Origin of the sequence: Azohydromonas lata, from assembly GCF_034427735.1 — a bacterium.
GTDB classification, from domain to species: Bacteria; Pseudomonadota; Gammaproteobacteria; order Burkholderiales; family Burkholderiaceae_C; genus Azohydromonas; species Azohydromonas lata.
Genome location: NZ_JAXOJX010000002.1, coordinates 152,410 through 174,892 on the forward strand (window position 1 = coordinate 152,410; position 22,483 = coordinate 174,892).

General features: G+C 71.4%; 21 protein-coding genes and 1 other RNA gene. 15 read left to right on the plus strand and 7 right to left on the minus strand.

Annotated elements, in window-relative coordinates; genetic code table 11:
- The first annotated feature begins 95 nt into the window (after positions 1-95).
- A complete protein-coding gene (pyrC, locus tag SM757_RS02790) occupies positions 96-1,133 on the plus strand; it encodes a dihydroorotase (RefSeq protein ID WP_322464294.1) in 1,038 nt (345 codons plus the stop codon).
- 55 nt (positions 1,134-1,188) lie between these two features.
- The gene (locus SM757_RS02795) at positions 1,189-1,998 is read left to right on the plus strand and encodes a DUF3025 domain-containing protein (RefSeq protein ID WP_407655734.1); all 810 of its coding nucleotides are present in this window, start codon (positions 1,189-1,191) and stop codon (positions 1,996-1,998) included.
- Here SM757_RS02795 and SM757_RS02800 read toward each other — a convergent pair.
- Together SM757_RS02800 and cysK are read right to left on the minus strand one after the other, a co-directional pair.
- Positions 1,911-2,888: a GGDEF domain-containing protein gene (locus tag SM757_RS02800; protein ID WP_157118720.1), complete on the minus strand. Its 978-nt coding sequence runs from the start codon at positions 2,886-2,888 to the stop codon at positions 1,911-1,913. The two genes, SM757_RS02795 and SM757_RS02800, sit on opposite strands and share 88 nt — an antisense overlap.
- Before the next feature lie 91 nt (positions 2,889-2,979).
- Entirely contained in the window at positions 2,980-3,897 is a 918-nt protein-coding gene (gene cysK, locus SM757_RS02805) for a cysteine synthase A (RefSeq protein WP_066331639.1), read from the minus strand.
- Between the two features lie 40 nt (positions 3,898-3,937).
- Here cysK and rnpB point away from each other — a divergent pair.
- Positions 3,938-4,280: RNase P RNA component class A (gene rnpB, locus SM757_RS02810), an RNA gene on the plus strand.
- Positions 4,281-4,362: 82 nt separating this feature from the next.
- On the opposite strand, the gene SM757_RS02815 is transcribed toward rnpB, so the two are convergent.
- The 4 genes from SM757_RS02815 to SM757_RS02830 form a co-directional block, all read right to left on the minus strand.
- Positions 4,363-5,235 (minus strand): NAD(P)H-hydrate dehydratase, encoded by an 873-nt coding sequence (locus SM757_RS02815; protein WP_157118721.1) that lies wholly within the window; start codon positions 5,233-5,235, stop codon positions 4,363-4,365.
- Positions 5,236-5,331: 96 nt separating this feature from the next.
- Positions 5,332-6,099: a histidine phosphatase family protein gene (locus SM757_RS02820; protein ID WP_066331646.1), complete on the minus strand. Its 768-nt coding sequence runs from the start codon at positions 6,097-6,099 to the stop codon at positions 5,332-5,334.
- 232 nt (positions 6,100-6,331) lie between these two features.
- Positions 6,332-7,249 (minus strand): NAD(P)/FAD-dependent oxidoreductase, encoded by a 918-nt coding sequence (locus SM757_RS02825; RefSeq protein ID WP_322464295.1) that lies wholly within the window; start codon positions 7,247-7,249, stop codon positions 6,332-6,334.
- Positions 7,250-7,278: 29 nt separating this feature from the next.
- Positions 7,279-7,503, minus strand: a complete 225-nt coding sequence (locus tag SM757_RS02830) for a hypothetical protein (RefSeq protein ID WP_066331650.1) — start codon at positions 7,501-7,503, stop codon at positions 7,279-7,281.
- Positions 7,504-7,603: 100 nt separating this feature from the next.
- Here SM757_RS02830 and SM757_RS02835 point away from each other — a divergent pair, with 100 nt between their 5' ends.
- The gene (locus SM757_RS02835) at positions 7,604-8,596 is read left to right on the plus strand and encodes an MBL fold metallo-hydrolase (protein ID WP_322464296.1); all 993 of its coding nucleotides are present in this window, start codon (positions 7,604-7,606) and stop codon (positions 8,594-8,596) included.
- Between the two features lie 68 nt (positions 8,597-8,664).
- Here the strand turns inward: SM757_RS02835 and SM757_RS02840 are convergent, their stop codons facing one another.
- Positions 8,665-8,946, minus strand: a complete 282-nt coding sequence (locus tag SM757_RS02840) for a hypothetical protein (RefSeq protein ID WP_066331653.1) — start codon at positions 8,944-8,946, stop codon at positions 8,665-8,667.
- Positions 8,947-9,239: 293 nt separating this feature from the next.
- On the opposite strand from SM757_RS02840, the gene mraZ reads away from it, so the two are divergent.
- The 11 genes from mraZ (at position 9,240) to murC (ending at position 22,483) form a co-directional block, all read left to right on the plus strand.
- Positions 9,240-9,680: a division/cell wall cluster transcriptional repressor MraZ gene (gene mraZ, locus SM757_RS02845; protein ID WP_066331655.1), complete on the plus strand. Its 441-nt coding sequence runs from the start codon at positions 9,240-9,242 to the stop codon at positions 9,678-9,680.
- Positions 9,680-10,702 carry a 16S rRNA (cytosine(1402)-N(4))-methyltransferase RsmH gene (rsmH, locus tag SM757_RS02850; protein ID WP_084267150.1) on the plus strand — a complete coding sequence of 341 codons (1,023 nt, stop codon included), beginning with the start codon at positions 9,680-9,682 and terminating at the stop codon, positions 10,700-10,702. Before mraZ ends, rsmH begins: the two co-directional genes overlap by 1 nt.
- Positions 10,699-10,980, plus strand: a complete 282-nt coding sequence (gene ftsL / locus SM757_RS02855) for a cell division protein FtsL (RefSeq protein ID WP_066331657.1) — start codon at positions 10,699-10,701, stop codon at positions 10,978-10,980. Before rsmH ends, ftsL begins: the two co-directional genes overlap by 4 nt.
- Positions 10,977-12,755 (plus strand): peptidoglycan D,D-transpeptidase FtsI family protein, encoded by a 1,779-nt coding sequence (locus SM757_RS02860; protein WP_322464297.1) that lies wholly within the window; start codon positions 10,977-10,979, stop codon positions 12,753-12,755. Before ftsL ends, SM757_RS02860 begins: the two co-directional genes overlap by 4 nt.
- Before the next feature lie 85 nt (positions 12,756-12,840).
- Complete coding sequence (locus SM757_RS02865) at positions 12,841-14,361, plus strand: UDP-N-acetylmuramoyl-L-alanyl-D-glutamate--2,6-diaminopimelate ligase (RefSeq protein ID WP_066331661.1); 1,521 nt, start codon at positions 12,841-12,843, stop codon at positions 14,359-14,361.
- Positions 14,362-14,446: 85 nt separating this feature from the next.
- The gene (locus SM757_RS02870) at positions 14,447-15,808 is read left to right on the plus strand and encodes a UDP-N-acetylmuramoyl-tripeptide--D-alanyl-D-alanine ligase (protein WP_322464298.1); all 1,362 of its coding nucleotides are present in this window, start codon (positions 14,447-14,449) and stop codon (positions 15,806-15,808) included.
- The gene (gene mraY / locus SM757_RS02875; protein WP_066331673.1) at positions 15,808-16,989 is read left to right on the plus strand and encodes a phospho-N-acetylmuramoyl-pentapeptide-transferase; all 1,182 of its coding nucleotides are present in this window, start codon (positions 15,808-15,810) and stop codon (positions 16,987-16,989) included. Before SM757_RS02870 ends, mraY begins: the two co-directional genes overlap by 1 nt.
- A 67-nt stretch (positions 16,990-17,056) precedes the next feature.
- Complete coding sequence (locus SM757_RS02880) at positions 17,057-18,754, plus strand: Mur ligase family protein (RefSeq protein WP_322464370.1); 1,698 nt, start codon at positions 17,057-17,059, stop codon at positions 18,752-18,754.
- Positions 18,751-19,995 carry a putative lipid II flippase FtsW gene (gene ftsW / locus SM757_RS02885; RefSeq protein ID WP_407655733.1) on the plus strand — a complete coding sequence of 415 codons (1,245 nt, stop codon included), beginning with the start codon at positions 18,751-18,753 and terminating at the stop codon, positions 19,993-19,995. Before SM757_RS02880 ends, ftsW begins: the two co-directional genes overlap by 4 nt.
- A complete protein-coding gene (gene murG / locus SM757_RS02890; protein WP_322464299.1) occupies positions 19,992-21,071 on the plus strand; it encodes an undecaprenyldiphospho-muramoylpentapeptide beta-N-acetylglucosaminyltransferase in 1,080 nt (359 codons plus the stop codon). The genes ftsW and murG overlap by 4 nt, the downstream gene beginning before the upstream one ends.
- Positions 21,068-22,483: a UDP-N-acetylmuramate--L-alanine ligase gene (murC, locus tag SM757_RS02895; protein ID WP_066331678.1), complete on the plus strand. Its 1,416-nt coding sequence runs from the start codon at positions 21,068-21,070 to the stop codon at positions 22,481-22,483. The genes murG and murC overlap by 4 nt, the downstream gene beginning before the upstream one ends.

Below are 22,483 nucleotides of genomic sequence, written 5' to 3' on the forward strand. Positions count from 1 at the left end.
TTCAGGTCGCGGATTCTGCCGCCTGCAACGCAGCAAAAAGGAGCCCTGCAGTGGTTGGCCAGGGGCCATGGAGGCCGGATGAGAAAATCCGCCCCATGAATGCCCCGCAATCGCTGACCCTCACCCGCCCCGACGACTGGCACCTGCACGTGCGCGACGGCGCGGCGCTGCAGTCCGTCGTCCCGCACACGGCGCGCCAGTTCGGCCGCGCCATCATCATGCCCAACCTGCGCCCGCCCGTGACCACGGCCGAGCAGGCGCTGGCCTACCGCGAGCGCATCCTCGCCGCGGTGCCCGCGGGCGTGGCCTTCGAGCCGCTGATGACGCTGTACCTCACCGACCGGCTGCCCCCGGCCGAGATCGCCAAGGCCAAGGCCGCCGGCGTCGTCGCCGCCAAGCTCTACCCGGCCGGCGCCACCACCAACAGCGACGCGGGCGTCACCGACATCAAGCTCACCTACCCGACGCTGGAAGCCATGCAGCGCGAGGGCCTGAAGCTGCTGGTGCACGGCGAGGTCACCAACGCCGACATCGACCTCTTCGACCGCGAGGCCGTGTTCATCGACCGCGTGCTCATCCCGCTGCGCCGCGACTTCCCCGAGCTCAAGATCATCTTCGAGCACATCACCACGCGCGAGGCCGCGCAGTACGTGGCCCAGGCCGACGGGCACACCGCCGCCACCATCACCGCGCACCACCTGCTCTACAACCGCAACGCCATCTTCACCGGCGGCATACGCCCGCATTACTACTGCCTGCCGGTCCTCAAGCGCGAGGAGCACCGCCAAGCCCTGGTGCAGGCCGCCACCTCCGGCAGCGCGAAATTCTTCCTGGGCACCGACAGCGCCCCGCACGCGGCGCATTTGAAAGAGCACGCCAGCGGCTGCGCGGGCTGCTACACGGCGCTCTCCGCGCTGGAGCTCTACGCCCAGGCATTCGAGGCCGCCGGTGCGCTGGACAAGCTCGAAGGCTTTGCCAGCGTCCACGGCCCCGACTTCTACGGCCTGCCGCGCAACAGCGGCACCGTGACCCTGGTGCGCAAGGACTGGACGCTGCCGGAAACCGTGCCCTTCGGCGACGCGGCCCTCAAGCCGCTGTGCGCCGGCGAAGTGCTGCACTGGAAGCTGGCCTGAGCCGGCGCTGCCGCCGCGTTCGCCGCACGCCGTGAGCCCACCCCGCAGGACGCGCCTGCCCGTGGCGCGCTTGCCGCTGCGCGGGGCTTTCGAGGCCATTGACTGGGACGCCCCCTGGCTTGTGCCCTACCGCGCGCACGGCCAGGCCGCCTGCGCCGCGGTGTTGGGCGGCGCGGGCGTCGCGCAGGCGCTCAATGCCGTGCCGGCGCGGGCGCAGGTGCGGCTGGCCGCCGGAGCGTTGCGCTTCGTGCCGCAATCCGAGCTGCCGCCGGGCGAGGCGTATGAAAGTTTTATTTTCCGCACCGCCTGCGTGCCCACGCGCGACCATTTGCACGACTTCTTCAACGGCTTGGTGTGGCTCGCGGAGCCGGCGTTGAAACTGAGGCTCAACGAGCTGCACGCGCAGGTGCTGGCGGTGGAGGGCGTGCAGCCGCGGCGCAGCCCGTTGCGCGACGCGCTCACGCTGCTGGACGAAAGCGGCGCACTGCTGGACGCCCCGGCCGACGCCGTGGCGCTGTTGCGCGCGCGGCGCTGGCGCGAGCTGTTGGTGGCGCAGCGCGGGCGCTGGCTGAGCGGTGAGATCCGGCTGCGCCTCATCGGCCATGCCGTGATGGAGCAACTGGTGCAGCCCTACAAGGGCATCACGGCCCATGTGTGGCCCGCCGGCGCCGTGCGGGCGCTGGACGCGGGCGTGCAGGTGCTGCAGCCGCGGCCCTTCCTGCCGCTGCCCGTGCTGGGCGTGCCGCCGTGGTGGGCGGCCAACGCCCAGCCGGGCTTCTACGAGGACGAGGCGGTGTTCAGGCCGCTGCCGTCGCCGGCGTCGGCCGACTCGGTGCGGTTGCGCCCTGCCAGCTTGGCGCGGTAGAGGGCGCGGTCGGCGCGGGTGATGAGGCTGTCCATGCTGTCGCCGCTCAAGGCCTGGGCCACGCCGGCGGAAAAGCTGAAGGGCAGCCGCGCGCCGCCGTCCAGCATCAGCGGCTGCAGCTGGCAGCGCAGCCGCTCCACGATCTCCAGCGCCTGTTCCTGGCGCGCGCCGGGCGTGAGCAGCAGGAATTCCTCGCCGCCAATGCGGCCGAAGAGGTCGCCATTGCGCAGCACGGCGAACGCCTGCGCGGCGAGGCTGCGCAGCACGGCGTCGCCCATGTCGTGGCCGTGGCCGTCGTTGATGCGCTTGAAGTGGTCCAGGTCTATGAGGGCCACGCTGCAGGGCTGGCCCGCCAAGTCGCAGCACTGCAACGCCATCAGGCCGTACTCGAACACGTGGCGCCGGTTGGGTGCGCCGGTGAGCATGTCGGTGCGCGCATCCTGCTCAGCCTGCGCTTGGGCGCGGCGCAGCATCAGCTCGCCCTGCTTGAGCTCGGTGATGTCGGTGGACACGCTCAGCAGCCAGCCCGACTCCAGCAGCGTGTGCGTCATGCGCAGCCAGCGGCCGTCCAGGGTGTCCACTTCGAAGGCGCGGTAGGGCAGGCGCCGGCGGCGCGGGAGGCGGTCGCGCAAAAAGGCTTCGACGTCGCCGCCGTCGATGCGCACGCCCAAGCCGCGCCGGGAGTTGTGCTGCACCAGCTCGGCAAAGGGCACGGGCAGCGCCAGCCCGTCCAGGAAGCGCTGCGCGAAGGCCGGGTTGCACCAGCAGAGCTGGTCGCACGCGTCGAACAGCGCCACCAGCAGCTCGCTCTCGGCCAGAGCCTGCACCAGGGCGGCCGCCACGGGCGGGGGCGGTGTGCCGGCCGGGTTCGGCGCGGCAACGAGAGGCAAGAGTGGCGTGGTCTTCAAGGGCGGCTTGGCGTGGCGGAGAGGGGGTTGGGAAAGCCGCCCCGGTCGCGTGCGGGCCGGGGCGGGCGCAGCGTCACTCCGTGGGCAGGAAGCCTTCGATGGAGAGGTAGCGCTCGCCGGTGTCGTAATTGAACCCCAGCACGCGGCTGCCCGCGGGCAGCTCAGGCAGCTTTTGCGCGATGGCGCTGAGCGTGGCGCCGCTGGAGATGCCCACCAGCATGCCTTCCTCGCGGGCGCAGCGGCGCGCCATCTCGCGCGCGGCCTCGGCCTCGACCTGGATCACGCCGTCCAGCAGCTCGGTCTTGAGGTTGGCCGGGATGAAGCCCGCGCCAATGCCCTGGATGGGATGGGGCGAGGGCTGGCCGCCGCTGATCACCGGCGAGGCGCTGGGCTCCACCGCGAACACTTTCAGCTTGGGCCACTGGGCCTTGAGCACCTGCGCGCAGCCGCTGATGTGGCCGCCCGTGCCCACGCCGGTGATGAGCACGTCCAGGCCCTCGGGGAAGTCGGCCAGGATTTCCTGCGCCGTGGTGCGCACGTGCACGTCGATGTTGGCCGGGTTCTCGAACTGCTGCGGCATCCAGCTCCCGGGCGTGGCGGCCACCAGCTCCTGCGCGCGGGCGATGGAGCCCTTCATGCCCTTTTCGCGCGGCGTGAGCTCGAACTTGGCGCCATAGGCCAGCATCAGGCGGCGGCGCTCCACGCTCATGCTGTCGGGCATCACCAGAACCAGCTGGTAGCCCTTGACCGCCGCCACCATGGCCAGGCCGATGCCGGTGTTGCCGGACGTGGGCTCGATGATGGTGCCGCCGGGCTTGAGCAGCCCGTCGCGCTCGGCCGCCTCGACCATGGCCAGCGCGATGCGGTCCTTGACCGAGCCGCCGGGGTTGCTGCGCTCGGACTTGATCCAGACTTCCGCGTCGCCGAAGAGGCGCTGCATGCGGATGTGCGGCGTGGCGCCAATGGTGTCGAGGATGTTGTTGGCCTTCACTGTAGGAGCTCCGTTCTTGATGCGGCGATAATGTCGGTGTGAAGCAGGCCAGACCGCCGCTGGTGCACCACGCCGCAAGGCGGCACTGGAGGAAGGTCCGGACTGCACAGGGCAGCGTAGCAGCTAACGGCTGTCCACCGCGAGGTGAGGATCAGAGCAACAGAGACGAGTCCGCGAGCCGCAAGGCCCGCGGGGTGAAACGGGCAATCTCTACGCGCAGCAACACCAAATAGGCCGGCGATGATGTGGCTCCGCGGAGCCGGCGGGTAGGTGGCATCGAGCCGTGCGAGCGATCCACGGCCCAGAGGAATGGCGGTCACGGCCGCGGCGCCCGCAAGGGCGCCACGGCTGCACAGAATCCGGCCCATCGGCTTGCTTCACAACATATTCAAGGCACGCGCGCATGGCGCGCGTGCGCTAGGCCGCGGCAGCGGCCTCCAAACCCCGGCGCGCTCCGGCGCGGCCTCAGGTGCCCGTGTCCATGAGGTGCGGAATCTCCGCCGAGAGCTCGCGCGCAAGAAAGCCCAGGCCGCCCATGCGCGCGGCGAGCTGCTCGCCCGCGCGCGCGTGCAGCGCCACGCCCCACACCGCCGCCTGCTCCAGGGGCGTTCCGCGCGCCACCAGCCCGGCGATGAGCCCGGCCAGGATGTCGCCCGACCCCGAGGTGGCCAGGCCGGGATTGCCGCCCTCGTGGCGCCAGAGGCGGCCGTCCGGCACGGCGATGTGCGTGGTCGCGCCCTTGAGCACCACCACGGCGTGCAGGCGCTGCGCGGTGTCCATGGCGCATTGGGCGGGGTCGGACTGCACGTCGGCCTTGGACTCGCCGCAGAGCTTGGCCATCTCGCCCGCATGCGGCGTGATCAACAGGCCTCCTTCGCGCTGCCCAACGTGCGGCGCCGCGCACAGGCCCAGCGCGTCCAGCAGCAGCGGCAACGTGGGCGGCAAGTGCTGCAGCAAGGTCTGCACGAACATCGGGGCAGCGGCCTCGTCCTGCAGGCCCGGGCCGTAGAGCAGGGCGTTGGTGTGAGGCACCATGGGCGCCAGCAACTGCGCCCCCGAGGCGTCCAGGCCGCCGCCCGCGGTCTCAGGCAAGCCGATGACGCGCGCCTCCGGCAGCGCCATCGCCATGGCCAGCGCCATGCGCTGCACGGTGACCACGGTCAGCTTGCCCGCGCCCGCGCGCAACGCGGCGGTGCCGGCCAGCAGCGCCGCGCCCGGAATCTCGGCGCTGCCGCCCACCACCACGGTGCGGCCGCGCTCCTCCTTGTCGCCCTGCGGCGAAGGTTTCGCCAGGGGCCAGCCGCGCAGCAGGTCGTCGTCAACAGGGATCAGGTCCATCAAGCCTCGTGAGTCTGTAACGGGAATGACGGGTAGCGGCAATTTCGCTGCCGGCCGGCGCAAGCGGGCGGCGCCTTGAGGCCGGCAAGACCAGGGCTAGGACTTGGGTGCGGCCGGCACGTCCGGCTCGGCGGTGACGGGGGCGCCGGCCTGGCGCAGCGGCGAGACGAAGTTGAGTTCGCGCAGCACCAGGCGGCCGTTGCGGCCCAGGGTGGGATCGAAGGCGTAACGGGTGAGGCCGCAGTTGGGCACGTCGGCCTGGCGGTCCACGTCCAGGATTTGCGCCTCGTCCATGCGCTCCAGCAGGTAGCGCAGGCAGTTCACCACCACCTGGTGCGCCACGACGAGCACGCGCTCGCGCCGGTACTCGCGCACCACCGTCTCCAGCAGGCTGCGCAGGCGCAGGATGACGTCGCACCAGCTCTCGCCCCCAGGCGGGCGGAAGTAGAACTTGCCGACATGGCGGCGCTGCTCGCTGAGCTCGGGGTACTTCAGCCGTATGCCGTGGCGGGTGAGGCGGTCCAGCAGGCCGAACTCCTTCTCGCGCAGCCGCTCGTCCACCACCCAGCTCACGTCCTCGCGGTCCACGCCCGCGGCCTCCAGCACCAGTTGCGCCGTCTGCCGTGCGCGCACGTAGGGCGAGCACAGGACGACGTTGGGCCGCTGCTCCATGGGCAGCGCCTTGAACCAGTCGCCCAACGCCTGTGCCTGCTGGCGGCCCAGGTCGGACAGCGGCACGTCCACGTCGCGCTCGGCGATGTCTATGAGCGGCAGCCCGGCGGATTCGGCGTGGTCGCGCGCCACGTTGCCGGCGCTCTGGCCGTGTCGGACTATCCACAGCACTTCAGGCCATTTCTGTTCCAAGGTGGTCGTTCCCGGGTGGTTCAAGCGTTGGGCTGCGGCAGCCGCTTTGGGTGCCGCCGGCGTCGAATCAGGGCCAAGCCGGGCAGCGGAGGCAGCGGCAGGCGCAGGGCGGCGCGTGACGTCCGGCAGCGTCGGCTCCTGGCTCCATGGACAGGACCTGGACCGGCCCGGCTGCGCGCGGCACGCTTGCCACGGCTTGGCAGAGCCATTCGGCAACCGCCGTGCCCGTGCTTCAGCCGGGCAGGCCCAGTGCGCGGTGCATGGCCGAGGCGGCGATGGCCGCGCCGCCCGCGGCCACCGTGATCTGGTTGAGGCTTTGCGCCACATCGCCGGCGGCGTACAGGCCCTCGATGCTGGTGCGCTGGCGGGCGTCGGTGAGGAGGTAGCCGTCCTCGTCATGGTCGGCGCCCAGCGCCGTGGCCAGCGTGGAGTGCACGCGCAGGCCCAGCGCAGCGTAGAGCGAGTCGCGCTCGTCGGTGCCGTCCTCGTGCTCTATGAGCACGCCGCCGCCTTCGCGCAGGCGCAGGGCGCGCACGGGGGCGGCCTGCAGCGCGATGCCGGCGGCGGCCAGGCGCCGGCGGTCCTCGGTCGCCACGTCCACGCGCTGGGTGAAGTACAGCGTCACGTGCTCGCTGAAGTGGCGCAGGTACAGCGCCTCGCGCACGCCGGCGCAGCGGTCGGTGAGCACGCCCACCGAGTGGCCTATCACCTCGAAGCCGTCGCACACCGGGCAGTAGCGCAGCGTGCCTTCGCGCAGCGCCTGCGCCAGGTGCGGCATGGCGGGCTCGTTGTCGCTCACGCCCGTGGCCAGCAGCACCTGGCGGCAGCGCAGCGGCTCGCGCCCGCCGGTGAAGTGCAAGGCAAAACCGCCGTCCACGCGCTGCAGGCGGTGCACGCAGGCGGTTTCCAGCACGGCTCCGTAGCGCCGCGCCTGCTCGCGCATGGCTTCGATGAGCGCCGTGCCCGCCACGCCCTGCGGGTAGCCGGGCATGTTGTGGCTGCGCGGGATCCTGGCGGCGCGGCTGTGGCCGGCGTCCAGCACGTGCACGCTGCGCTTGAAGCGGGCCAGGTAGATGGCCCCGGTGAGCCCGCCCGGGCCGCCGCCTATGACGGCGGCGTCGCAGTCGAACGGGGATTCGACGTCGTCCATGGGCCTGCCGGCCTTGCCGCGCCCGCGGCTCAGGCGCCGCCTATGCCGACGTTGACCTTGCCGCTGCCGCCGCACTCCGGACAGTCACTGGCGCCGAGCCGGCCGCTGCCGCCGCAGCGCGGGCAGACGTCCTCGCCGGTGCCGGGCGTCCCGGGCGGGGCTTGGTCGCCGGGGTTCATGGGGGCGCGGTCGCCGGTGGAGGCGGGCGCCTCGCGCTGGTTGCCGCTGGAATCGCTGGAGGACGTGGTGTTCATGGGTCAGTCTCCTCGACGTGGTTGGCGACAGCCGTGTCGGCAAGCGCCATTCCCCACCCAAGGTCGCAGACTGGGAATGGCGCTTGCACGCGCTGCCCACATGGAAGAAGTACGCAGGGCCCTGCAGCGCCGGCGCCGAGCCCTGCTGCGCGCCGCCGGCGGCTTGCTGTTGAGCGCGGCCAGCCCGCTGCTGCGTGCGCAGCCGCGGCCACAGCAGCAGGAAAGCCTGCCCCTTTTGAAATTGCCGCTGCCCGCGCCGGTTGACGCGGCGCCGGGCGGCGTGCCCGGCGGCTCGGTGCAGTTCATCGGCACGGCCACGGTGGTGCTGCGCGTCGGCCCTTTCACGCTGCTGACCGACCCCAACTTCCTGCACAAGGGCGAGCATGCGCACCTGGGTTACGGCATCCACTCGCCGCGGCTGACCGATCCGGCCATGGACGTGGAGCAACTGCCGCCGCTGGATGCGGTGCTGCTGTCGCACTACCACGGCGACCATTTCGACGAGGTGGCCGAGCGCAGGCTCGACAAGCTGCTGCCCGTCATCAGCACGCCGCACGCGGTGCGCCAGCTGGCGGAGCGGGGTTTCAGATCGCTGCACGGGCTGGCGACCTGGCAGGCCATAGAGCTGGAGAAGGGCGCGGCGCGGCTGCGCATCACCGCCATGCCAGCGCGCCATGGGCCACCGGTGGTGCACGCGGCCCTGCCGCAAACCATGGGCAGCCTGGTGGAGCTGCTGGCCCCAGGGGGCACGCCGGCCTGGCGGCTCTACATCAGCGGCGACACGCTGGTTTATGACGAGCTGGCCGAGATTCCCAAGCGCTACCCGGACATCGACTTGGCGTTGCTGCACCTGGGGGGCACGCGGCTGTTCGGCGTGCTGCTGACCATGGACGCGCAGCAGGGCGTGCAGGCCCTGCAGCTCATTGAGCCCAAGCGCGCCATTCCCATACACAACGACGACTACCCGGTCTTCAAGTCTTCGCTGGAGGACTTCCTCGCCGCGGCGCGCGCCGCCGGGCTGCAGGACAAGGTGCAGGTGCTGCGGCCGGGCGAGCGTTTCAATTTCACCGTGCCGGCCGAGCGCTGGCGCTGAAGACAAAGGGAACAGGGCGGCGGACACGGGCCGCGCGAGCGGCTACAGTCGCCGCCCCCGAGCCGGGCTCAGCGCTTGTCGGCGGCTGGCGGGTCGTTCTTGTCCCCGTCCTCGGCCTTGGGCGGCGTGTGTGCCCCGGGCTGCAGCGTCCAGTCGTGGCTGTCCTTGCCGGTGGCGATCTTGCGGTCGGCATGCATGGCCGCGCTGGGCGAAATGGGGTCGCTGGCGGGGAAGGTCTCGTCCACCGCCTCGTCCAGCAGCTCCTGGTAGGTGGGCACCTTGTCCTCGGCCTGCCGGCCCTGGCCTTCCAGGCGCTTGGCCTCCTGCTCGCGGTTGTGGGCGTCTGTCATGGTTTCCTCCTGAAGGCAGTCGTCTTCCAGCAGGCGGCAAGCCCTGTTCCTGACCTTGTGGCCGGAACGTGAACTGTCGAAAGGCCCCCTTTGGGCTCAAAACCCCACCGGCAGCTCAGCATTCACTTTCATTGGGGGGCGCAAGTCCTTATTTCTGCAGCACTTTTTTACTCTCAAACGAGATTCACTTCCACGTCTAACTTATTGATTTCATTGAATTTTTTCGGCCGACAAAGTTGACCGGGGTGTGCCAGTCCGGTACAGTGGGGAAAAGTGGTTGGAAGTGGGGTGTTGTGGTTGGTCATGTCTTCCAGGGTCCTGCGGCGCTGACGCTGGACGGTAAGGGGCGCCTTACTGTTCCCGCACGTCATCGCGACGCATTGATGAACCTGTCAGGCGGCCAGCTGACCCTCACCAAGAGTCCGGCGGGTTGCCTGCTCATGTTTCCGCGCCAGGCGTGGGAACAGTTCCGCGACAAGTTGCTGCAGTTGCCGATGGCGGCTGACGGGTGGCGTCGTGTGTTCCTGGGCAACGCGCTGGACGTGGACATGGATGGCGCCTCGCGGGTACTCGTGGCGCCGGAGCTGCGCGAGGCCGCCGGGCTGGTGCGTGACGTGATGCTCATCGGCATGGGCTCGCGTCTGGAGCTGTGGGACCGCGCGCGCCTTGCGGCGCACGAGGCGCAGGTCATGGGCTCTGAAATGCCGGCGGCGATCCAGGATTTTGTCGCGTGATGCGCTCTTCTCTTCCCGGGCAGCACCAAACGGTGCTGCTGCATGAAACCGTCGATGCCGTGCTGGGCGCGGCCGACGGCATTTACGTGGACGGCACGTTTGGCCGTGGTGGTCACTCGAGGCTGCTGCTGCAGCGGCTGGGCGCGGGCGCCCGGCTCATTGCGCTGGACCGCGACCCCGAGGCGCTGGCCGCGGCCACCCGTGGCGACACCGCCATAGCCGACCCGCGCTTTTCCATACACCACGCCAACTTCGGCGCGATGGGCGAGGTGCTGGCGGCGCTGGGCGTGCCGCGCGTGGACGGCGTGCTGCTGGACATCGGCGTGTCCTCGCCGCAGATCGACACGCCGGAGCGCGGCTTCAGCTTCCGCTTCGACGGCCCGCTTGACATGCGCATGGACCCCACGCGCGGCGAGAGCGCGGCCGACTTCCTTGCGCGCGCCGACGAGCGCCAGATTGCACAGGTGATCCGCGACTATGGCGAAGAACGGTTTGCTCTCCAGATTGCAAAGGCGCTTGTGGCTCGCCGGGAAAGCGGCCAGCCCGTGCAGCGCACCTCCGAGCTGTCCGACCTCGTGGCTCGTGCGGTCAAGACCCGCGAGCCGGGGCAGGACCCCGCCACACGCACCTTTCAAGCTCTTCGGATTCACGTCAACGGCGAGCTCCAGGAGCTGGAGCAGGGCCTGAGCGCGGCGCTGGCGCTGCTGGCCCCGGGCGGGCGGCTGGCGGTGATCAGCTTCCATTCGCTGGAAGACCGCATCGTCAAGACCTTCATGGCGCGCGAAAGCCGTGCCGAGGTGGACCGCCGCGCCCCGTTTGCGCCGCCCACGCCTTCGCGGCTGTGCGCGGTGCAGCGCATCCGGCCCTCCGAGGCCGAGGTGGCGGCCAATCCGCGCTCGCGTTCGGCCGTGCTGCGCGTGGCCGAGCGCACCGACGTGCCCTATGACGCCGGCGCGCCGCTGCAGCCTGCCGGTGCCGCGCGCGGCGCGCGCGCGGCGCAGTCCGCGGGGAGGGGGCGATGACGCGGCTGAACTTCCTGCTGCTGGCCGTGCTGGTGGGCAGCTGCATGTTCCTGGTGAAGACGGCCTACGAGGGCCGGCAGCTCTACACCGCGCTGGACCGTGCCCGCAGCGACCAGCGGCTGCTGGAGCGCGACTTCAAGCGGCTGCAGGCCGAGCGCGAGCTGCAGGCCACGTCCGGCCGCGTGGAGAAGCTCGCGCGCGAGCGCCTGGCCATGCGCACCGCCACGCCGGCGGTGACCTTCTACGTGGACGCCGCCGCGTCGGAGGCGCAGCGATGAGCGCATTGCGTCCGGGCCCGCGCGGCGCCGCCGTGAGCGTGCGCAGCGTCAACTACGCCACCAGCCCGCTGCTGGCCTCCAAGACGCCGCCGTGGCGCTCGCGCTTCCTGGTGGCGCTGGTGGGCGTGGGCTTCACCGCGCTGCTGGCGCGCGCGGCCTACGTGCAGATCATCGGCACCGACTTCTTCCAGCAGCAGGGCGAGAAGCGCTACGTCCACACGCTGCAGATGCCCGCCAGCCGCGGCCGCATCCTGGACCGCAACGGCGCGTTGCTGGCCACCAGCGTGGCCGCGCCCTCCGTGTGGGCCATCCCCAAGGACTTCGAGGCCAGCCCCGCGCAGAAGGCCCAACTGGCCAAGCTGCTGGGCATGGGCGTGTCCGACCTGGACAAGCGCCTGGCCGAGAACAACAACTTCGTGTGGCTGCGCCGCCAGCTCGACGACGAGACCTGGGAGCAGATCAAGGCGCTCAACCTCAAGGGCGTGCACCAGGTCTCGGAGTTCAAGCGCCGCTACCCCGAGGGCGAGGCCGCCGCGCACGTGGTGGGCTTCACCGGCATGGAGCAGACCGGGCAGGAGGGCATAGAGCTGGCCTTCCAGCGCGAGCTGCAGGGCAAGAACGGCTCGCGCGAGGTGGTCAAGGACCGGCTGGGCCGCGTCATCGAGGACGTGGGCCAGCAGCTCGACCCCGTCAACGGCCGCGACATTGCGCTGTCCATAGACGCCAAGGTGCAGTTCTTCGCCTACCAGCGCATCCGCGACGCCGTGGTGGACAACAAGGCCAAGGCCGGCAGCGTGGTGGTCATCGACGTGCAGACCGGCGAGGTGCTGGCGCTGGCCAACTACCCCAGCTACGACCCGGGCGACCGCAGCAAGCTCACCGGCAACCAGTTGCGCAACCGCGCGCTCACCGACACCTTCGAGCCCGGCTCGACGATGAAGCCCTTCATCATCGGCCAGTCGCTGGAGACCGGCCGCGTGCGCCCCGACACGCCCGTGGTCACCGGCCCGGGCACCCTGGTGGTGAGCGGCACCGCCATACGCGACGCGCACCCGCACCCCGTGCTCACCGTCTCCGAGGTGATACAGAAGTCCAGCAACATCGGCTCGGCGCGGCTGGCCATGCAGATGCCGCCCAAGGAGATGTGGGAGCTGTACTCCAGCGTGGGCTTCGGCCAGAAGCCGCAGCTCAAGTTCCCCGGCGCCGTCACCGGGCGGCTGCGCCCCTGGAAGAGCTGGAAGCCCATCGAGCAGGCCACCATGGCCTACGGCTACGGCCTCTCGGCCTCGCTGCTGCAGATCGCGCAGGCCTACACGGCGTTTGCGCGCGACGGCGAGGTCATTCCCGTGTCCATGTTCAAGCAGGACGCGCCGCAGCCGGGCACGCGCGTGTTCAAGGTGCAGACCGCGCAGCAGGTGCGCAAGATGCTGCAGCTCGTCACCGCCCCCGGCGGCACCGCGCCGCAGGCGCAGGTCATCGGCTACTCCACCGGCGGCAAGAGCGGCACGGCGCACAAGCAGGAAGGCCGCGGTTACGCGAGCAACAAGTACCGCTCCTGGTTCGTGGGCCTGGCGCCGGTGGACAAGCCGCGCGTGATCGTGGCCGTGATGGTGGACGAGCCCACCAACGGCCAGTACTTCGGCGGTGCCGTGGCCGGCCCCGTGTTCAGCCAGGTGGTGCAGCAGACGCTGCGCCTCAAGGGCGTGGAGCCCGACCTCGACGTCAAGACGCAGATCGTCACCAAGGCCGTGCCGGCCGAGCCGGAGAGCTTCTGATGGGTGCGGTGACCATGCAACGGGCCGGGGCGCCCGCGATCAACTGCAGCAAGCCGGCGGCGACCGCGGCGTGCCGGGAGGCCTCGTGGCACTGACCCGCTTTGACGACGCCGACGCCGCCGCGCAGTGGTTGCGCGCGCGCGTGACGGGCACGCTGCGCAGCGACAGCCGCCTGGTGCGCGCGGGCGACGCCTTCATGGCCTGGCCCGGCGCGGCGCACGACGCGCGCCGCTTCGTGGCCGGCGCGCTGCAGGCCGGCGCGGCGGCCTGCCTGGTGGCCAGCGAGGGCGTGGAGGCTTTCGGCTTCGACGACGAGCGCATCGCCGCCGTCCCCGGGCTCAAGACCGCCGCCGGCGTGGTGGCCGACCGCTTCTTCGGCTCGCCCAGCCAGGCGCTGGACCTGGTGGCCGCCACCGGCACCAACGGCAAGACCTCCACGAGCTGGTGGACCGCGCAGGCCCTCACCGCGCTGCAGCGGCGCTGCGGCCTGGTGGGCACGCTGGGCATCGGCGAGCCGCCGCGCGCGGGCACGCAGGAAGACGCGCGCATCGAGTTCACCGGGCTGACCACGCCGGACCCGGTGAGCTTGCATGCCGGGCTGCGCCGCTTCGTGGACGAGGGCTTCAAGGCCTGCGCGCTGGAGGCCTCGTCCATCGGCCTGATCGAGCAGCGCCTGGCCGGCGCGCGCATCACGGTGGCGCTGTTCACCAACTTCACGCGCGACCACCTGGACTTCCACGGCTCCATGGCGTCGTACTGGGCCGCCAAGCGCATGCTCTTCGACTGGCCGGGGCTGCGCGCGGCCGTCGTCAACGTCGATGACGCGCAGGGCCAGGCGCTGGCGCGCGAGCTCGCCGGCAGCGGCCTGGCGCTGTGGACCTACTCGACGCGCGGCCCCGCGCGGCTGCGCGCGCAGGACCTGCGCTACGAGGCCGGTGGCCTGGCCTTCGAGATGGTGGAGGAGGGCGACGGCGCGGCGCTGCCCGTGCGCAGCCGCCTCATCGGCGACTACAACGCCAGCAACCTGCTCGCGGTGTTGGGCGGCCTGCGCGCGCTGGGCGTGCCGGCGCGGCAGGCGGCCGAGGTGGTGCCGCTGCTCACGCCCGTGCCGGGCCGCATGCAGCAGCTGCGCCTGGGCACAGGCGAGGCCGGCCCGGAAGTGGTGGTGGACTACGCCCACACGCCCGACGCGCTGGAGAAGGCGCTGGCGGCGCTGCGCCCGCTGGCGAGCGCGCGGGGCGGGCGGCTGTGCTGCGTGTTCGGTTGCGGCGGCGATCGCGACGCCACCAAGCGCCCCTTGATGGGCGCGATTGCACAACAGCTTGCAGATGATGTCGTTTTGACGAGCGACAATCCGCGGTCCGAGTCACCGGGCGCCATCCTGGCGCAGATCGTGGCCGGGTTGCCGCACGGCGCCCGCGCCAAGGTCATCGAGGACCGCCGTGAGGCCATTCTCGACGCGGTGCGCTCGGCAGCACCTGCCGACGTGTTGCTCATCGCCGGCAAGGGACACGAGGACTACCAGGACATCGGCGGCCGGAAGCTGCCCTTCTCCGATATCGACGAGGCGCTCGACGCGTTGCGGACGCGACAGGCGCAGCCATGACTTACCAGACGAATCACCCTTCGACTTCGGCAGCTCGCCTCTTGGGCTGCCGTTCTGCGCTTCCCGGCTTTCATGGGAGGCGCGCATGAGCATGCTGACGCTGCGCGAGGCGCAGTCGCTGCTGCCCGGCGCCACCCTGGTGGGTGCGCCGGACACCGTGATCGCGCGCGTGCACACCGACACCCGCACGCTGCAGCCGGGCGACCTGTTCGTCGCCCTGCGCGGCGAGCGCTTCGACGGGCATGACCACCTGGCGGCCGCGCAGGCCGCCGGTGCCGCCGCCGCCATCGCCGAGCGCGCCCTGGACCCGGCCGCGCTGCCAGGCCTGCTGGTGCCGGACACGCTGACCGCGCTGCAGGCGCTGTCGGCCGCCTGGCGCGCGCGCTTCGAGGCGCTGCCGCTCGTCGCCGTCACGGGCAGCAACGGCAAGACCACCGTCACGCAGATGACGGCCTCCATCCTGCGCGCCTGGCAAGGCGACGCGGCGCTGGGCACGGCCGGCAACTTCAACAACCACATCGGCGTGCCGCTGACGCTGCTGCGCCTGCGGCCTGAGCACCGCGCCGCGGTGGTCGAGCTGGGCATGAACCATCCCGGCGAGATCGCCGAGCTGGCCCGCCTGGTGCGGCCCACGGTGGCGCTGGTCAACAACGCGCAGCGCGAGCACCAGGAATTCATGGCCTCGGTGGAGGCCGTGGCGCGCGAGAACGGCAGCGTGATCGAGGCGCTGGGCGCCGGCGGCTGCGCCGTCTTCCCGGCCGACGACGCCTTCACGCCGCTGTGGGCCGAGCTGGCCGGCGCGCGCCGCGTGCTGCGCTTTGGCCCCGGCGGCGAAGTCCGCGGCCAGGCGCAGTGGGTCGCGGACCACTGGTCGCTGGCGCTGGACACGCCCATGGGCTCGGCGCGGCTGGCGCTGCGCATGCCCGGCGAGCACAACGTGCGCAATGCGCTGGCCGCCGCCGCCTGCGCGCTGGCCGCGGGCGCCCCGCTGGCGGCCGTGGTACAGGGCCTTGAAGCCTTCCAGCCCGTGGCCGGCCGCTCGCAGCTCAAGAAGCTGCTGCGCGGCGGCGCCGAGTGCACGCTGGTGGACGACAGCTACAACGCCAACCCCGACTCCGTGCGCGCGGCCATCGAGCTGCTGGCGGCGCTGCCCGCGCCGCGGGCGCTGCTGCTGGGCGACATGGGCGAGGTCGGCGACCAGGGCCCGGCCTTCCATGCCGAGGTCGGCGCGCTGGCCGCGCAACGCGGCATCGAGCACTTCTGGTGCGCGGGCACGCTGTGCGCGCACGCGGCCCAGGCCTATGGCGCCGGGGCGCGGCACTTCGCCTCGACCGAGGCGCTGCTGGACGCCGTGCCGGCGCTGCCGCAGGTGCCGTCCGTGCTGGTCAAGGGCTCGCGCTTCATGCGCATGGAGCGCGTGCTCCCGTTGCTCGGGGAGGTGCGCTGATGCTGCTCCTGCTGACGCAATGGCTGGCCGAGCGCTTCCCGGAGGCCCTGGGATTCCTGCGCGTGTTCCAGTATTTGACGCTGCGCGCGCTCATGGCCGCCATGACCGCGCTGCTCATCGGCATCGGCTTTGGCCCGCTGGTCATCCGCAAGCTCGCCGAGCTCAAGATCGGCCAGCCCATACGCGAGTACGGCGTCGCGGCGCACATGGTCAAGAGCGGCACGCCCACCATGGGCGGCGTGCTCATCCTCATCGGCATCGCCGTGTCCACGCTGCTGTGGTTCGACTGGGCCAACCGCTTTGTGTGGATCGTGATGATCGTCACCTTCGGCTTCGGCGCCATCGGCTGGGTCGACGACTGGCGCAAGGTCGTGCACAAGAACCCGGAAGGCATGCGCTCGCGCGAGAAGTACTTCTGGCAGTCGCTCATCGGCCTGGTCGCAGCCATCTACCTGGCCTTCAGCGTGAGCGAAGTGTCGGCCATGCGCGTGATCGAGCTGTTCATGCGCTGGGTGGCCAGCGGCTTCTCCAACTCGCTGCCGCCCAAGGCGGACCTGATCGTCCCCTTCTTCAAGACGGTGAGCTATCCGCTGGGCGTGTTCGGCTTCATCGCGCTGACCTACGTGGTCATCGTGGGCAGCTCCAACGCGGTCAACCTCACCGACGGGCTGGACGGGCTGGCCATCATGCCGGTGGTGATGGTGGGCGCCTCGCTGGGCGTGTTCGCCTACGTCACGGGCAGCGCGGTGTACAGCCGCTACCTGCTGTTCCCCTACATCCCGGGCGCGGGCGAGCTGCTGGTGTTCACCTCGGCCATGGCCGGGGCGGGGCTGGCCTTCCTGTGGTTCAACGCGCATCCGGCCGAGGTGTTCATGGGCGACGTGGGCGCACTGGCGCTGGGCGGCGCGCTGGGCACCATCGCCGTGATCACGCGCCAGGAAATCGTGCTGGCGGTCATGGGCGGCGTGTTCGTGGTGGAGGCGCTGTCGGTCATGGCCCAGGTGAGCTGGTTCAAGTACACCAAGAAGCGCTTCGGCGTTGGGCGGCGCATCTTCCTCATGGCGCCGCTGCACCACCACTTCGAAAAATCCGGGTGGAAGGAGACGCAGGTCGTCATCCGCTTCTGGATCATCACCATGCTGCTGTGCCTGCTGGGCCTGGCCACGCTGAAGCTGCGCTGAGAAACCGGCCATGAGCTCCTCCACCGCTTCCACCCTGGCTTCCCCCACTGCCGCGGCCACGGCGCCCATGACTTCGCTGCAGGGCCAGCAGGTGCTGGTGCTGGGCTTGGGCGACTCGGGCCTGGCCATGGCGCGCTGGTGCGCCGCGCACGGCGCGCAGGTGCGGGTGTGGGACTCGCGCGCGCAGCCGCCGCAGGCCGCGGCGCTCAAGGCGCAGTGGCCCGCCGTGCCGGTGTTCAGCGGCGAGCTGGCACTGTCGCAACTGCAGGGGCTGCAACTGCTGCTCAAGAGCCCGGGCCTGTCGCCGCACGACGAGCGCATCGAGCCGCTGCTCAGCGCCGCGCGCGCCATGGGCGTGCGCATCGAGGGCGAGCTGGGCCTGTTCGCCCGCGCGCTGGCCGCGCTCAAGGAGCGCGACGGCTATGCGCCGCGCGTGCTGGCCATCACCGGCACCAACGGCAAGACCACGGTCACCTCGCTGACCTCGCTGCTGCTGCGCCGCTGCGACATGCGCGTGGCTACCGCCGGCAACATCGGCCCAACGCTGCTGGACACGCTGGCCCAGGCGCTGGCGCAGGAAATTTTTCCGAAGCCGCCGGTGCCGGAAACGGAAGAGGGCGCCGAGGCCATCCCGGCCGAGACCGAGGTGGCTGAAGGCGCCAACGCCGTTGCGCCGGTCGCGGCCGGGGCCGCCGACGGCGTGAACCTGCCGCCGGCGCCCCCGCCAGCGCCCGTGTTCTCGCATCTGCCCGACGCCTGGGTGCTGGAGCTCTCCAGCTTCCAGCTCGATGGCGTGCAGGGCTTCGAGCCGGATGCCGCCGTGGTGCTCAACGTCACCCAGGACCACCTGGACTGGCATGGCGACATGGCCGCCTACGCCCGCGCCAAGGCCGCCATTTACGGCCGCGAGGCGGTGATGGTGGTCAACCGCGACGACCCGGCCGTGGAAGCCATGGTGCCGGCGCCCACCGTGGTCAAGGCCGCCGTGCGCGGTGGGCGCCCGCGCGTGGTCTCGCGCCGCGTGGTGCGCTTCGGCCTGGACGCCCCGCGCGCCGCGGGCGACTTCGGCCTGGTCGAAGAGCGCGGCGTGGCCTGGCTGGTGCGCGCCCAGGGCGACGAGGACCCCGGCCCGCGCCGTCGCCGCGACGAGCAGACCGAGATCCGCCTGCAGCGCCTCATGCCCGCCGACGCGCTGCGCATCCGCGGCCGCCACAACGCCGCCAATGCCCTGGCCGCGCTGGCGCTGGCCAGCGCCGTGGGCTGCCCCATGGGGCCCATGCTGCACGGGCTGCGCGAGTACCGCGGCGAGCCGCACCGCGTGGAGCCGGTGGGCATCGTGGGCGGTGTCGAGGCCTTCGACGACAGCAAGGGCACCAACGTCGGCGCCACCGTGGCCGCGCTCAACGGCCTGGGCGCCGACCGCGATCCGGCCAAGCTGCTGCTCATCCTGGGCGGCGACGGCAAGGGCCAGGACTTCGCGCCGCTGGCCCCGCCCGTGGGCCGCTACGCGCGCGCCGTGGCCCTCATAGGCCGCGACGCCCCCGCGCTGCAGCAGGCGCTGTCCGGCACCGCCGTGCCCATGCAGCGCTTTGACACGCTTGAATCCGCCACCGCCTGGTGCTTCCAGCAGGCGCGCGAGGGCGACGCCGTGCTGCTGAGCCCGGCCTGCGCCAGCCTGGACATGTTCCGCAACTACGCCCATCGCGCCGAGGTGTTCGTGAACGCCGTGGCCGAGCTGGCGGCCGAGCGAGGGGAATCGCTGTGAAAGCCTTCGAGTGGCTGCGCAAGCTCGTGCCCACGCGCGCCGCGGCGCGCGCGTACTCGCTGCCCGTGCGCGACTTCGTCCGCACGGGGCCCTCGCAGCCCGCGCGGCTTTCGGGCTTCGACCAGGGCCTGCTGTGGGTCACCGTGGGGCTGCTGGCGCTTGGGCTGGTGATGGTCTATTCGGCCACCGTGGCGCTGCCGGACAACCCGCGCTTTGCCCGCTACACGCCGACTTACTTCCTGGTGCGCCACCTGGCCTCGCTGGGCATCGGCTTCGTGGCCGCGCTGCTGGTGGTGCAGGTGCCCATCGCGCAATGGGAGAAGTGGGCCCCCTACCTCTTCATCGCCTCGCTGCTCGGCCTGGTCGTGGTGCTGATTCCGCACGTGGGCCTGTCGGTCAACGGCGCGCGGCGCTGGATACCGCTGGGCATCATGAACTTCCAGCCCAGCGAGGCGGCCAAGGTCGGCATCGCCATGTACGCCGCGAGCTACATGGTGCGCAAGATGGACATCAAGGAGCGTTTCTTCAAGGCGGTGCTCCCCATGGCCGTGGCGCTGGCCCTCATCGGCGTGCTGCTGCTGGCCGAGCCGGACATGGGCGCCTTCATCGTGATCGCCACGGTGGCGCTGGGCATCCTGTTCCTGGGCGGCGTCAACGGCCGCATGTTCTTCCTGAGCGTGGCCGTGCTGGTGGGCGCCTTCGTCCTGATGATCGTGTTCAGCGAATTCCGTCGCCAGCGCATCTTTGCCTACCTCGACCCCTGGGACGAGAAGTACGCGCAGGGCAAGGCCTACCAGCTCACGCACTCGCTCATCGCCATTGGCCGCGGCGAAATCACGGGCCAGGGCCTGGGCAACAGCGTGGAGAAGCTGCACTACCTGCCGGAGGCGCACACCGACTTCCTGCTGGCCGTGGTGGGCGAGGAGCTGGGCTTCATCGGCGTGGCGGTGGTGATCTTTGCCTTCTTCTGGCTGGCGCGGCGCATCTTTCACATCGGCCGCCAGGCCATCGCGCTGGACCGCGTCTTCGCCGGCCTCATGACGCAGGGCATAGGCATCTGGATGGGCGGTCAGGCCTTCATCAACATGGGCGTGAACCTGGGCCTGCTGCCCACCAAGGGGCTGACACTGCCGCTCATGAGCTACGGCGGTTCGGCCATCCTCATGAACCTGGTGGCGCTGGCCATCGTGTTGCGCGTGGACATGGAGAACCGGCAGCTCATGAAGGGAGGGCGGACATGAACCGCCACCTCGTCATCATGGCCGCCGGCACGGGCGGCCACGTCATTCCGGGCCTGGCCGTGGCGCGCGAGATGCAGCAGCGCGGCTGGAGCGTGAGCTGGCTGGGCACGCCCGCGGGCATGGAGAACCGGCTGGTGCCGCCCTCCGGCATCGCGCTGGACCGCGTCGGCTTCAGCGGGCTGCGCGGCAAGGGCCTGATGCACACGCTCACCGGCGGCATGCGGCTGTTGAAGGCCTTCGCCGAGTGCCTGGGCATCCTGCGCCGCCGCCGTGCCGACGCGGTGCTGGGCATGGGCGGCTACGTGTGCTTCCCCGGCGGCATGATGGCCGCGGCGCTGGGCAAGCCGCTGGTGCTGGTCAACGCCGACGCGGCGCTGCTGCTGAGCAACAAGGCGCTGCTGCCCGTGGCCGACGGCGTGGCCTTCGGCTTCGAGGGCCAGGCCGCCACGGCCACCAGGCGCGCCACCGTTACCGGCAACCCGGTGCGCGCCGAGATCGAGGCGCTGCCCGCCCCCGAGGCCCGCTTCGCCGGCCGCCAGGGCCCCCTGCGGCTGCTGGTGGTGGGCGGCAGCCTGGGCGCCAAGGTGCTCAACGAGACGCTGCCCGCGGCGCTGGCGCTGCTGCAGCCCGCGCAGCGCCCGCAGGTCACGCACCAGACCGGCATGGCCCACATCGACAGCGTGCGCGCGGCCTATGACCAGGCCGGCGTGCAGGCCGAGCTGCTGCCCTTCATCGACGACATGGCGCAGCGCCTGGCCGATTGCGACGTGGTGCTGTGCCGCGCCGGCGCCGTCACCGTGAGCGAGCTGTGCGCCGCCGGCGTGGCCAGCATCCTCGTCCCGCTCATCGTCAGCACCACTTCGCACCAGCGCGACAACGCCGCCTACATGGCGCAGCACGGCGCGGCGGTGCACCTGCCGCAAGCCGAGCTCTCGCCGGCCGCGCTGGCGCAGCGCCTGGCCGCGCTGCAGCGCCCGCAACTGCTGGACATGGCCCGCCAGGCCCGCGCGCTGGCCCGCCCGCGCGCCGCCGCGCGCGTGGCCGACACCATAGAAAAGCTCGTCAACAAGACATGAAACACGCCGTCAAGCACATTCACTTCGTAGGCATAGGCGGCGCCGGGATGAGCGGCATCGCCGAGATCCTGCACAACCTGGGCTACGTGGTCTCGGGCTCCGACCAGTCCGACAGCGCCACCACGCGCCGCCTGGCCTCGCTGGGCATCCGCGTCTTCACCGGCCACGAGGCCTCGCAGATCGAGGGCGCCCAGGCCGTGGTGACCTCCACCGCCGTGCGCGGCGACAACCCCGAGGTGATCGCCGCGCGCGCGCGCCGCATCCCCGTGGTGCCGCGCGCCACCATGCTGGCCGAGCTCATGCGGCTCAAGGCCGGCATCGCCATCGCCGGCACCCACGGCAAGACCACCACCACCTCGCTGGTCACCAGCGTGCTGGCCGAGGCCGGGCTGGACCCCACCTTCGTCATCGGCGGCAAGCTCAACAGTGCCGGCGCCAACTCTGCGCTGGGCAAGGGCGAGCACATCGTGGTGGAGGCCGACGAGAGCGACGCCTCCTTCCTCAACCTCAGTCCCGTGCTGTGCGTCGTCACCAACATCGACGCCGACCACATGGACACCTACGGCCACGACTTCGCGCGGCTCAAGGGCGCCTTCGTCGAGTTCCTGCACCGCATGCCCTTCTACGGCGCGGCCGTGCTGTGCGGCGACGACCCCGGCGTGCGCTCCATCATGCCCATGGTGTCGCGCCCCATCGTGAGCTACGGCTTCGGCGACGACGTGCAGGTGCAGGCCGTGGACGTGCAGGCGCTGCCCGGCGGGCAGATGCGCTTCACCGTGCGCCGGCGCAACGGCGAGAAGCTGCCGGACCTGCGCATCACGCTCAACCTGCCCGGCGAGCACAACGTGCGCAACGCGCTGGCGGCCATCGCCGTGGCCACCGAGCTGGAGATCCCCGACGCCCCCATCGCCGCCGCGCTGGCCAAGTTCGGCGGCGTGGGCCGGCGCTTCCAGCGCTACGGCGAGCTGCAGGGCGCGCAGGGCTGCTTCACGCTCATCGACGACTACGGCCACCACCCCGTGGAGATGGCCGCGGTGCTGTCGGCCGCGCGCGGCGCCTTCCCCGGCCGCCGCCTGGTGCTGGCCTTCCAGCCGCACCGCTACACCCGCACGCGCGACTGCTTCGAGGATTTCGTGAAGGTCATGGGCCAGGCCGACGCGGTGCTGCTCACCGAGGTCTACGCCGCGGGCGAGGGCCCCATCGTGGCCGCCGACGGCCGCAGCCTGGCGCGCGCGCTGCGCGTGGCGGGCAAGACCGACCCGGTGTTCGTGGACGACGTGGCCGAGCTGCCCCAGGCCATCGCCGACTTCGTGCGCGAGGGCGACGTGGTCATCTCCATGGGGGCGGGCTCCATTGGCACCGTGCCGGGCCGCCTGGCCGAGATGCTGCCCGCCGGGCAGCGCAGCGAGTAA